Origin of the sequence: Lutibacter sp., from assembly GCF_041596795.1 — a bacterium.
GTDB lineage: Bacteria > Bacteroidota > Bacteroidia > Flavobacteriales > Flavobacteriaceae > Lutibacter.
The window spans coordinates 1-11,881 of the sequence record NZ_JBFHHX010000104.1; the positions used below are offsets into that span (position 1 = coordinate 1).

The 11,881-nt window shown below is 30.1% G+C and carries 11 protein-coding genes; 3 read left to right on the forward strand and 8 right to left on the reverse strand.

Features of this window, described 5'->3' with window-relative positions:
• Together ABY298_RS11655 and ABY298_RS11660 are read right to left on the reverse strand one after the other, a co-directional pair.
• Positions 1 to 707, reverse strand: a 707-nt coding sequence (locus ABY298_RS11655) for a 3'-5' exonuclease (protein ID WP_372746233.1), incomplete at its 3' end; no start/stop codon positions are given.
• Positions 708 to 974: 267 nt separating this feature from the next.
• Positions 975 to 1,739, reverse strand: coding sequence for a T9SS type A sorting domain-containing protein (locus ABY298_RS11660; RefSeq protein WP_372746234.1), 765 nt, complete (start codon positions 1,737 to 1,739; stop codon positions 975 to 977).
• 255 nt (positions 1,740 to 1,994) lie between these two features.
• On the opposite strand from ABY298_RS11660, the gene ABY298_RS11665 reads away from it, so the two are divergent.
• Together ABY298_RS11665 and ABY298_RS11670 are read left to right on the forward strand one after the other, a co-directional pair.
• On the forward strand, positions 1,995 to 2,699 hold the full coding sequence (locus tag ABY298_RS11665; protein WP_372746235.1) for a response regulator transcription factor: 705 nt from the start codon (positions 1,995 to 1,997) through the stop codon (positions 2,697 to 2,699).
• The gene (locus ABY298_RS11670) at positions 2,689 to 3,744 is read left to right on the forward strand and encodes a sensor histidine kinase (protein WP_372746236.1); all 1,056 of its coding nucleotides are present in this window, start codon (positions 2,689 to 2,691) and stop codon (positions 3,742 to 3,744) included. The genes ABY298_RS11665 and ABY298_RS11670 overlap by 11 nt, the downstream gene beginning before the upstream one ends.
• Here the strand turns inward: ABY298_RS11670 and ABY298_RS11675 are convergent.
• The 6 genes from ABY298_RS11675 to rnpA form a co-directional block, all read right to left on the reverse strand.
• Positions 3,715 to 4,548: a glycosyltransferase gene (locus ABY298_RS11675; RefSeq protein WP_372746237.1), complete on the reverse strand. Its 834-nt coding sequence runs from the start codon at positions 4,546 to 4,548 to the stop codon at positions 3,715 to 3,717. The genes ABY298_RS11670 and ABY298_RS11675 overlap by 30 nt on opposite strands.
• 204 nt (positions 4,549 to 4,752) lie before the next feature.
• Positions 4,753 to 6,024 carry a phosphoribosylamine--glycine ligase gene (purD, locus tag ABY298_RS11680; protein ID WP_372746238.1) on the reverse strand — a complete coding sequence of 424 codons (1,272 nt, stop codon included), beginning with the start codon at positions 6,022 to 6,024 and terminating at the stop codon, positions 4,753 to 4,755.
• Positions 6,025 to 6,041: 17 nt separating this feature from the next.
• Complete coding sequence (locus tag ABY298_RS11685) at positions 6,042 to 6,638, reverse strand: sugar transferase (protein ID WP_372746239.1); 597 nt, start codon at positions 6,636 to 6,638, stop codon at positions 6,042 to 6,044.
• 5 nt (positions 6,639 to 6,643) lie between these two features.
• Complete coding sequence (locus ABY298_RS11690; RefSeq protein WP_372746240.1) at positions 6,644 to 8,332, reverse strand: hypothetical protein; 1,689 nt, start codon at positions 8,330 to 8,332, stop codon at positions 6,644 to 6,646.
• A 78-nt stretch (positions 8,333 to 8,410) separates the two neighbouring features.
• Positions 8,411 to 10,045, reverse strand: a complete 1,635-nt coding sequence (locus ABY298_RS11695) for a S41 family peptidase (RefSeq protein WP_372746241.1) — start codon at positions 10,043 to 10,045, stop codon at positions 8,411 to 8,413.
• Positions 10,032 to 10,418: a ribonuclease P protein component gene (gene rnpA, locus ABY298_RS11700; RefSeq protein WP_372746242.1), complete on the reverse strand. Its 387-nt coding sequence runs from the start codon at positions 10,416 to 10,418 to the stop codon at positions 10,032 to 10,034. Before rnpA ends, ABY298_RS11695 begins: the two co-directional genes overlap by 14 nt.
• A gap of 266 nt (positions 10,419 to 10,684) precedes the next feature.
• Here rnpA and ABY298_RS11705 point away from each other — a divergent pair, with 266 nt between their 5' ends.
• Positions 10,685 to 11,863, forward strand: a complete 1,179-nt coding sequence (locus ABY298_RS11705; RefSeq protein ID WP_372746243.1) for an acyl-CoA dehydrogenase family protein — start codon at positions 10,685 to 10,687, stop codon at positions 11,861 to 11,863.
• Positions 11,864 to 11,881 lie beyond the last annotated feature (18 nt).

Here is an 11,881-nt window from a genome sequence, read left to right on the forward strand (position 1 = left end):
ACAATTTCTTCATTAGTTAAAATAGATTGATTGTTAAAACGCAATAATAATTGTGCTACAGCAATGGTATCTTTTTCACAATAAGTAACAATGCGTTGAATATTTTTTTCCTTATAAAATACCTCAGCAACCTCACTCCCACTAATATCATCTTTTGGTGAAGGAATATTTAAAATTGAAGTTAATAATTTTAAGGACGTAAAATGTTTATAATCACCAAATTTCCATAATTCCATGGTGTCTAAATGTGGAATTTCCCAAGGTTTTTTACCAAATAAATTCAGTTTTTCTGGTAATGAAACACTATTAATAATCATTCTACGTGCAATAAACGGGAAATCGAACTCTTTTCCGTTGTGTCCGCATAACAAATGATGTGCTTTATTAAAATGATTTCTAAGTAAATCTTTAAAATCTTCTAAAATAGTAACCTCATCACCAATAAAAGATGTAACTCTAAAACTTCTATTTTCCGAATTAAAATTCACAAAATACCCAACGGATATGCATATAATTTTACCAAATTCTGCCCAAATTCCAGCACGTTCGTAAAAATCTTCTGCAGTAATATCCTCTTTGCGTTGGTATTGTGTTTTTAAAGAAAATAATTCCTGTTTTTCAGGTGTTAAATCTTCAAAATTTTCTACTTCAGGAACGGTTTCTATATCTAAAAACAGAATGTTTTCAAAATTTAATTTTAAGTTCATAGCTTATTTTTGATATAAAAATAAAAAAAACCATTGAGTGTAATTAGTTTTTGATGATAATTTTTCGTCAGTTCGAGTGATTTTTAGTAGAAAATTGTCTCGAGTACAAGAAAAATTTCAGACAAAAACGGTTCTCGATACGTTTTTTGTTCCCTTTTACTGCACAAAAAACACTCCAACTTACGTTTCTAAAAATCTATCTTAACTAATTAAAAAAAAAGCATTTCTACTTCAGAAATGCTTTTTAAAAACTTGTAAAAAAAATTGTTATTGAATAACTAATTTTCTAGTTGCAATTTTCCCCTCTTCTTCTACTCTTAAAATATAAACACCTCTGCTTAAGTTAGAAACCTCAATAGTTTGGCTAGCTTTTACGTTTTTGCTATATACTTGTTTTCCTAATAACGAGTATATTTCTACAAACTTATCGGCATTGCTATTAGATGAAATTGAAAATCTTCCATTAGCAACAGGATTAGGATACATAGCAAAACCATCAATTTGGTTTTTTGTTGTAGATAACGTCTGATCAGAGTTTGGGGCATTTAAGGTCGCTAATGTAGGACCAACCCATCCTGCATCAGTTAACTGTAAAGAGTATCCAACAGGAGTAGTAGTGTTTGATTCAGAAACACCTATATTTGTAGATGTCATTCCAATTGCTGGCCCATCAATTGCTGTAATTACACCTTCGTAGCTTAAAAATTGAACTACTTCATCTAATGAATTCACTAACGCCATTGCTTCAAGATCATTTTGCATCCCAGAGGCAAACCAAATCATTCCATAACCGTTTAGTTGATCTGTAAACACACCGCTCAAACTGATAGTAGATAAAACATTATTTCCATTTCCGTTATACAAAACCATCTTGTAGCCTGTTAAATCTAAACCTGCCGGTCCAGCGATTTCAAAACCCTCACCGGTATCACCACTTATATTGTCATAATGAATTTCATTAATAAAAACATTCTGCCCAAAACTAAGCGTTGAAATAAAAATTGTAATAAATAAAATGTAAAGTTTTTTCATATAATTTTGTTTTAAAAAGTTAATAAAAGTTAATAAATAATAAATATTCCTCAAATTTATTAAATAATCTAAACAAAAAGGGGGCAACAACGTTTAAATTCTTTAAATATTATGTAAACTTAATAAACAGTAGTAAAACATTAATAAAGTGTAAGTTTAATGTTATGTAATTGTTATAATTTTAAATACTTTACTTCTACAGGTTTTGAAATAACATTTTATCAGTACTTTTGAAAGTATTTATTTTTTAACACTATGAAAAACTCAGATATTAAAATTTTATTGGTTGATGACGAACCAGATATTTTAGAAATAGTTGGTTACAATTTAAAAAGTGAAGGCTATAAAATTTTTACGGCCAAAAATGGTGTTGAAGCAATTAAAGTAGCCAAAAAAGAAATTCCGCATTTAATTATTTTAGATATTATGATGCCAGAAATGGATGGCATTGAAGCTTGTGAAAAAATTAGAGCAACTAAAGAATTAGAAAACGTATTAATTACTTTTTTTACGGCTCGTGGAGAAGATTATTCGCAAGTTGCAGGCTTTGATGTTGGCGCCGATGATTACATTACAAAACCCATAAAACCAAAACTTTTGGTAAGTAAAATTAAAGCATTATTACGTAGGGTTACTGATTTTGAAAATGGATTTTCTTCAACTTCAGAACAAGTAAATGTTGGTGAAATTACTATAGATAGAGAAGAATATGTTATTATAAAAGATGGTGAAAAACTATCGTTACCACGTAAGGAATTTGAGTTATTTTCGTTATTAGCATCAAAACCAGGAAAAGTATTTAAACGCGAAGATATTTTAGATAGTGTTTGGGGAAATGAAGTTGTTGTTGGTGGTAGAACTATTGATGTTCATATTAGAAAATTGCGTGAAAAAATTGGCGATGATAACTTTAAAACCGTAAAAGGAGTTGGCTATAAATTTGTAATAGATGAAGATTAAAAAAACATATGCTTTTGCTTTTATTACATCGTTATACATTACTTTACTAACAACTATTACCTTATTTTTATCGGCATATTTGGTTTTAGATATTGTATTTAATTTCACCTATTTGTTGCTATTTATAGCCATAGTTTTTAGCTTCACATTTATTATTTCGCAATTTCGTTTAGAGAAATTTATTTATCAACGTATTAAAAAAATATACGATAGCGTTTCTATTTTAGATAAGTCGGATTTTAATAAAACCTCTATTACTTCAGATTTAGAAACACTTTCTCGTGAGGTTGAAAAATTTGCCGAAAACAAACAACTTCAAATTAAAAACTTAAATCAAAGAGAGAGTTATAGACGTGAGTTTTTAGGTAATATTTCGCACGAGTTAAAAACACCACTTTTTACCGTTCAAGGCTATTTGCTAACATTAGCTGATGGCGCAATGAACGATAAAAAAATTGGTCCAAAATACTTAAATAGAGCTAACAAAGGTGTAGAACGTTTAATTTCTATTGTAAAAGACCTAGATTTAATTTCAAAATTAGAAGCTGCCGATTTAAATTTAAACAAACAACCTTTTAACATTATTAATTTAATACAAGATGTTTTTGAGTTGTTAGAAATGAAAGCCAAAAAGAGAAATATTTCACTGGTTTTTAACAAACAATATACATTTCCTATAATGGTAATTGGAGATGTTGAACGCATAGAACAAGTACTTACTAATTTATTAGTAAACTCCATTAAATACGGTAAAATTGGAGGAACTACAATGGTAACCGTAAAACAAGATAACAAAGGAAAAATTGTTGTTAAAATTGCTGATGATGGTGAAGGTATAAAAAAGGAACATCAAGCACGACTTTTTGAGCGTTTTTACAGAGTTGACCAAAGCCGATCTAGAGAACAAGGAGGATCTGGGTTAGGACTTTCTATTGTTAAACATATTATTGAAGCTCATAACCAAAAAATATCGTTAAAAAGCGAATTTGGTAAAGGTTCAGAGTTTTCATTTACCTTAGAAAAGCTGGAAAAGCCCGAAATCTAATTCTGTTTCTACCTGCTTAAATCCTTCAAATTCTTCTAAAACTTCAAGCTTTTTCAAGTTAAAATCTTTTTGCTTTACAAACGGAGCAATTTTACGTAATTGGCATAATTTAGCTAAATACTCTTGCTCATTTTGTCCTGGAGTTGGAATAAAAAAAGCTTTTTTACCTAAAACAGCTAAATCCATAATGGTAGAATAACCAGATCTTGCAAGTATTAAATTGCTCTCATTTAAGGCAGTTTCTAATTCGTTTGCTAATAAATAGTTTACTATTTTAATATTTTTAGCAACAGAAATTGTTTCATTATCATTTAAAACGCCTCGAATAAATAAAACGTTTCCAACGTAGTTTTTTAATTCAGAAAGTAACTTATTTTCCAAAAGTGTTCTTTGTGGTTCTGGACCAGAAAGCAAAACCGTTAAATCGTATTTTAAAGCTATTTCCTGCTTTTTAAATCTACTTAACACTCCAATATACTTTATAGTAAAATTGTGGCTTTTTAAACGCCCTAATTTTCCCGATACATTCTGTTCACATTCTACATCAGGAACCCAACATTCTGTAAATTTTTTAATTATTTTTTGATGAATTTTTGAAGTTAAAAACGTTGTAAACCCAGATAAAACATTTAATTGATGTGTTATATAAACTGAAGGAATTTTAGAACTGTAAACACCAAACCTGTTATCGGAAATAATTCCAACAAGGTTTTCTTTATTTATAATTTCAGCAACTAGTTGTTTTTCCTTTTTTACAGCTGAAATTATTGAAGGAATACTTAAAAGCAGCTGGAATTTTAACATCCAACTGCTTTTTGTGTATTTTATATTATAACTTGGTAATATGTAACTCTTTAATTGCGGAAATTCTTTTTGAAGCAATAACAACGCATTGCCATCACTTGCTAAAATTGGTTCAAAATTAGCTTTTATTAAGGAATTGATAATAGGAATACAACGTGTTGCGTGTCCTAATCCCCAATTTAATGGCGCTACAAGAATTTTTTTTTAAAGGTCAAAACCAATATCTTTTCTAAAATTCATTTTATCGAAGCAAATTTTATCAATACTTATATACGATTGTTTTAATGCTTCTTTATAATTTTTTCCATACGAAGTTACCGCTAAAACTCTACCTCCGTTTGAAACTACGGTATTGTTTTTTAGGGTTGTTCCTGCGTGAAAAACAATAGAATTATCCACCTCATTTATACCGTGAATTTCTTTTCCTTTTTCATAGGCTTCAGGATATCCACCAGAAACTAGCACAACTGTACATGCGCTTTCTTGGTTTAATTCAATAGTTTTAGTGTGCAATTCATTATTTCCAGCAGCAATAAGCAATTCTAAAAAATCAGATTTTACTCTTGGTATTACTACTTCTGTTTCTGGATCGCCCATTCTGCAATTGTACTCTATAACTTTTGGCTCATTATCCACTTTAATAATTCCGAAGAAAATAAAACCTTTATATGGTATGTTGTCTTTATGTAAACCATCAACAGTTGGTTTTATAACGCGGTCTTCAATTTTTTTCATAAAGGCATCATTTGCAAAAGGAACTGGTGAAACAGCTCCCATTCCTCCTGTATTTAAGCCTTTATCACCTTCTCCAATACGCTTGTAATCTTTAGCATTTGGTAAGTTTACATAACTTTTACCGTCGGTTAAAATAAAGCAGCTAAGCTCTATTCCATCTAAAAATTCTTCAATTACAACTTTACTGCTTGCTTCGCCAAATTTTTTATTGGCTAACATTTCTTTTAATTCATCTTTTGCTTCTTGCAAATTATTTAAAATTAAAACACCTTTACCTGCAGCCAAACCATCGGCTTTTAAAACATATGGTGGTTTTAAGGTTTCTAAAAATTTATAACCGTCTTCTAAATTTTCTGCAGTAAAACTTTCATAAGCTGCTGTTGGAATATTATGACGCACCATAAATTCTTTAGCAAACTCTTTACTTCCTTCTAATTGTGCCGCGTATTTTTCTGGACCAATTACAGCAATACTTTTTAAATCGTTGTCATTTAAAAAGAAATCATGAACTCCTTTTACCAATGGATCTTCTGGACCAACAACCACTAATTTAATGTTATTGGCTAAAACATGTTGTTTTAAAACCTCAAAATCTGTTGGGTCAATTGCTAAATTAGTCCCTAATTGTTTTGTTCCTGCATTTCCTGGAGCAATAAATAAGTTAGTTAATAATTTACTTTGTGCTATTTTCCATGCAAAAGCATGTTCTCTTCCTCCTGATCCTAGTATTAATACGTTCATTTTGTTTTGTTATAATATTATCGTCCTTTACCTTCAAAAACCACTTTAATTGTGCTTAAAATTACTCTAAAGTCGGTACGCAAAGATAGGTTATCTAAATAAATTAAATCGTATCTGGCACGTTTAAGCATTTGTTCTATATCATCTGCATATCCATATTTAACTTGTCCTAAAGATGTAATTCCGGGTTTTAATTTTTGAATTTCTTTATATTTAGGTATGTGATTCATTATTTCATCTAAAAACACCTGACGCTCTGGTCTTGGACCAACAATACTCATTTCTCCTTTTAAAACATTTATAAACTGAGGGAATTCATCTATTCGATACTTTCTAATAAAACGTCCGAATTTTGTAATTCTAACAGCTTCATCTTTAGATAAAAGAGGATCGTTTATAGGAGAGTTTCCCCTCATACTTTTAAACTTATATATTTTAAAAAGCTTACCATTTTTCCCAACTCTTTCTTGGTGAAAAAACATTCTTTCGCCAGATTCAAAAAAAATTATAAGTCCAACTAATGGAGCCAACCAACTTAAAATTGTAATAATTACAATAATGGAAAAACTAACATCAAAAATCCTTTTTGGAAATATGTAACTTTTTCTATCCAAATTTATTAAAATATTTGTTCCAATATTTTTTGGGTAATTACATATGTTGGCAATACTCCTGTTGTTCCTAAACCTCCTGATGCCAATGTGCTACCAGTTTCTAATGGATTATCTGATGCGTAATATGCATATCTAACCTTTACTTTGCTGGATATATTTCCTCTAATTTTAGCAGCTGCCTGAATTGCTTTTTGGTAATGTGCTCCTTCCATTTCTAACCCAATAACACTCCAAGTTGAATTGTAAAAAAACTTTAAAATATCTTTATTTTGAAGTGAAGTTCCTAAAACCGTTACCATTGCACCTGCATACACATCAACACCACAACCTTCGAACATTTTTTTATTTAACTGATTTTTAAACGGGTAATTATCGGCTGTTCCTTCAAAAACATGCGATGATGGAATCATAATATCTCCTTTACCACCTTCTAAAATTCCAGCTTTTCCCATAATTGATATAGAATCTACATTTAAATGATGCTTTTTGCCGCTTTCACATTTAAAAGGTTTTAACAACTCATCCATAGTTTCATAGGCCTGTTCACCAAATGCATAATCCATTACAATAATTACAGGTTTTTCATCGTGTTCTAAACTATTATCAATAACATATTGAGTTTTACTAATATCAATTTTATCTGTATCAATAATTTGCACATCAATGTTAGTTCCTGAAGTATCTGGAACAAACGTTAATCCATTTTTTGAAGCGTACTCGGTAACCTGAGCACGTAAATCTTCGTTTTCTTCTTTGCTTAATAATACATATAAAGAAATTGGATCGTTATTAATAATTTGCTTTGGCAATACTACTGGAGCATAAATAGAATTCATAACACTATGCATATTTGCACTAATAATATGAATTGGTCTTCCTTGTAAATTCTTTTCAATTAACACCTCTTTAATATTATCGGCCCAAATTTCTCCATAAATATGATGACCAATTCTTTCTCTTAAAATTGGGCTAAAAGAAATGGCTCTTTTTGCATTATCAACTATTTCATTTATAGCTAAAGATCCTAACCAATAAATAATTTGAAAAAAGCGATCTGGATTATTTTTTTCTCCTAAAACATTATGCACTTTTTGCGCCTCCTCAAAAGTTCTACCAATAATACCAGCTACGTGTGCCAATAAAATATCGCATTCGTTTCTAGATAATTTTTTATTATGAAGTACTACTTCTTCCAGTTTTTTCCATTCTCTAATAGTATCTGCACCTTCTTCAATAAGAACTTTTTCAGCAATTTTATGCGATTCTATAAATAAGAAAGTAAGGTGTGTTAAAATATCATATATTTCTGATCTTCCGCGGGTTACCTCAATATTCATTTGATCTTTATCAATTCTATAACAGTTTCGTCTTCTTTTAGGCGGAATAATTGGTTTAAAATGCGAATTAGAATACCCTTCATCTGCAGTTAAATTAATATATCTACATTCTTCAATACCAATTGGCAATCTTTCCAGCACATAAATTAAACCGTTTAATTCTAATTTTTCTTCAGCAATAGATCCGTAAATTTCTGGGCGCAATAATAGTAATGCCTGACGCAAAGCATCGCCAGAAATTCCCATTGGTTTGTAAAAACCTCTGCTAAATAAATGACGCATGGAAATATATAATCGTTCTATGGCGCCAGAAGATTCCTGCGCTCTTGTTCTGCCTTTTATTTTTGATTGTTGCATAGTTTAAATTTTTGGAAGCCAAAGATACAATATATCTGTTGAATTGTATATTGGTTACATTTTAAGAAATTGTTCTGGTTAATTTTTTAATATTTTTTGATATTCAGGGCTATTTAATAAATTAACGGCTTTTGAAATTACTGGATCAAATTTTGCTTTTTGTTGATAAACACCTTCTACAAAATAATACCTTTTTACAATTTCTTCAGTTAATTTATCAATAATCTCTTCTTTGTTTTTATCTAATTCTTTTAATTTTTCTGATTGAATAGTTTCTAAAACTTGTTTGTATACTGCTGATAAATTACTATGTAAATTTTCAGTAAGTGCTTTCTCATTTGCTTTTTTAAATTCCGTTTCAGTTTCAGTTTCAAAATTATGATGATTCTTAGCTAAATAGTTTCTTAAATTTTCATATTGATTTAAAGATAGATTAAACTTTGAAGGATCTTCTATGGTTTTGTTCTCATAAAAATAATTGGTTACATAATTAAAAAACGCTTCAGAGTTTAATAAAATTTCTGTTGTTTTTGTGGTTTCAGGTTTTTGTAATGTTATATCTGGTAAAATACCTCCGCCTCCGTAAACAGTTCTTCCTACAGCTGTTTTATATTTCTCTCTGCCTTTATCAGAAAACTTAGGAATATTTCCATTGTCATCTCTATTTGTATAATCCAATTCTTGAATACATCGTCCGCTTGGCGTATAGTATTTTGATATGGTTAATTTCATTTGTGTACCATACGAAAGTTCTCTGTATTGTTGCACTAAACCTTTTCCAAAAGAACGTTCACCAACAATTACTGCTCTATCATAATCTTGTAATGAGCCAGCTAAAATTTCGGATGCAGAAGCTGACCTATTATTTATTAAAATGGAAATAGGGATTTCTAAATCTAATGGTTCTTGCTGAGTTTTAAAAGTTTCATTAAATTTTTCAATTTTCCCCTTTGTTGTTACTACAATTTTGTCTTTTGGAATAAAAAAATTGGTGATTTTTACTGCTTCATTTAACAATCCGCCAGGATTGCTTCTTACATCAATAATTAGTTTTTTCATTCCTTGGTCTTTCAATTCTAAAAATGCTTTTTTTACTTCTGCCGATGCACTTTCATTAAATTTTACAAAAGAAATATAACCAACTTCATTATTTAACATTGTAAAATACGGAACTGGACTAATATCTATCTTTTTTCTGGTAACCGTTACTTCAAAGGTTTTATTTTGACGCTCTAATACTAAATTAACCGTTGTATTTGGTAAGCCATTTAACAATGTTGCCGCTCCTTTTTCATCAAAATCTTTTACTGATATAGCATCAATTTTTAAAATTTTATCTCCTGGTTTTATTCCTGCTCCTTCGGCAGGCGAATCTTTTAACAACTCTTTTACTACCAGCGAATTATTTTTAAAATCTACCAAAGTACCTATTCCACCGTATTCTCCTGTTGCTGCAATTCTGGCATCTTCAATTCCTTGTTCATCAAAAAATACAGTGTAAGGATCTAAACTTTGCAACATATGATTCATTGCTTTTTGATTTAGTTTTGCAGGATTTACCTCATCTATATATAACATGTTTAGTTCTTTAAACATGGTTGTATAAATATCTATTTGCTTAGCAATTTCAAAAAAGTTAGATTGAAATCCTACAGATATTCCAATTAAAAGCACTCCAACAACACCTAATATCCATTTTTTAATCTTGCTCATCTTCTTCTATTTTAGTAAAAAACTTATCACATAATTTGTTTAAAGTTTGTTCTAATTCAGCATAATTTATTTCTTCTTTAGCCATATAAATAAACATAAACACGTACGGATCTTTTAAATTATCTAAAAATTTATGCTTATTTAACCTATAAACTTCACGTAACATTCTTTTAATTCTGTTTCTGTTTACAGCTAATTTTATATTTCTTTTAGGCACCGAAAAACCAACTTGAATTGGCTTTTCCATTTCTTTATTATTTTTGATATAAATTAATTGAATTGGAAACGATTTTACACGTTTACCTTCAGAAAACAATAATTCTATTAGTTTTCTTCCCTTTAATTTTTCATCTTTTCCTAAAGTGTATCTCATAAATATTGCGACAAAAATGCCTAAAATTTAAAGTGTTTAAGTTTTTTTAATAGAAGTGAAAATAGTACATATTCCCTTTAATTCTTTTCTCAAGTTGCCTACTAAATTCTTTATTCTCAAAATCAACTAACTTTAGCGCACTTAGAATTCTAGAAACTTTAAGTATTAAACATGTTCCACAAATGTAAGGAATAAAAGATTTTAAAAAATCAAATTCTTAAAGACTTTAAATTAGTAAATTTGTGTAAAACCAAATTAAAACAGGTATGTCACAAGATTTATTTCAAGCACCAGATTATTATCAATTAGATGATTTATTATCTGAAGAGCATCTTTTAGTAAGAGATGCAGCACGTGAATGGGTAAAAAGAGCTGTTTCACCAATTATTGAACAAGCCGCTCAAGAGGCAAAATTTCCAACTTCTATTATTTCAGGATTGGCAGAAATTGGTGCTTTTGGACCCTATATTCCAGAAGAATACGGAGGTGCCGGATTAGACCAAATTTCATATGGATTGATAATGCAAGAAATTGAACGTGGTGATTCTGGTGTGCGATCTACCGCTTCAGTACAATCATCTTTAGTTATGTACCCAATTTGGAAATATGGAAATGAAGCTCAAAAACAAAAATATTTACCAAAATTAGCGAGTGGAGAATTTTTAGGATGCTTTGGATTAACCGAACCAAATCACGGTTCAAATCCAGGAGGAATGGAAACCAAAATTAAAGATATGGGCGACCATTATTTATTAAACGGTGCAAAAATGTGGATTTCAAATGCTCCTTTTGCTGATATTGCCGTTGTTTGGGCAAAAAATGAAGAAGGACGCATTAAAGGATTAATTGTAGAACGAGGAATGGAAGGTTTTACAACACCTGAAACACACAACAAATGGAGTTTAAGAGCATCTGCAACGGGTGAGCTAATTTTTGATAATGTAAAAATTCCGAAAGAAAACATTTTACCAAATAAAGACGGTTTAGGTGCACCACTTGGCTGTTTAGATTCTGCCAGATACGGAATTGCTTGGGGAGCCATTGGTGCAGCTATGGATTGTTATGATACCGCATTACGATATTCTAAAGAACGTATTCAGTTTGACAAACCAATTGCAGGAACACAATTACAGCAAAAAAAATTAGCCGAAATGATTACAGAAATTACCAAAGCGCAATTATTAACTTGGAGATTAGGAGTGCTTAAAAACGAAGGAAGAGCAACTTCTGCCCAAATATCAATGGCAAAAAGAAATAACGTTGATATGGCCTTAACAATAGCTAGAGATGCTCGCCAAGTATTAGGTGCTATGGGAATTACAGGAGAATACTCAATTATGCGCCATATGATGAATTTAGAGAGTGTGGTAACTTATGAAGGAACACATGATATTCATTTATTAATTACTGGATTTGATATTACAGGAATACAAGCTTTTAAATAGGTTTTGAAAATAGTTTAC

What these genes read in the sequence shown, in the direction of transcription:
- ABY298_RS11660 (WP_372746234.1), bottom strand. Translation starts at nt 1,739, where the DNA reads ATGAAAAAACTTTACATTTTATTTATTACAATTTTTATTTCAACGCTT.
- ABY298_RS11690 (WP_372746240.1), bottom strand. Translation starts at nt 8,332, where the DNA reads ATGCAACAATCAAAAATAAAAGGCAGAACAAGAGCGCAGGAATCTTCT.
- purD (WP_372746238.1), bottom strand. Translation starts at nt 6,024, where the DNA reads ATGAACGTATTAATACTAGGATCAGGAGGAAGAGAACATGCTTTTGCA.
- ABY298_RS11695 (WP_372746241.1), bottom strand. Translation starts at nt 10,045, where the DNA reads ATGAGCAAGATTAAAAAATGGATATTAGGTGTTGTTGGAGTGCTTTTA.
- ABY298_RS11705 (WP_372746243.1), top strand. Translation starts at nt 10,685, where the DNA reads ATGTCACAAGATTTATTTCAAGCACCAGATTATTATCAATTAGATGAT.
- ABY298_RS11670 (WP_372746236.1), top strand. Translation starts at nt 2,689, where the DNA reads ATGAAGATTAAAAAAACATATGCTTTTGCTTTTATTACATCGTTATAC.
- ABY298_RS11665 (WP_372746235.1), top strand. Translation starts at nt 1,995, where the DNA reads ATGAAAAACTCAGATATTAAAATTTTATTGGTTGATGACGAACCAGAT.
- ABY298_RS11675 (WP_372746237.1), bottom strand. Translation starts at nt 4,548, where the DNA reads ATGTTAAAATTCCAGCTGCTTTTAAGTATTCCTTCAATAATTTCAGCT.
- rnpA (WP_372746242.1), bottom strand. Translation starts at nt 10,418, where the DNA reads ATGAGATACACTTTAGGAAAAGATGAAAAATTAAAGGGAAGAAAACTA.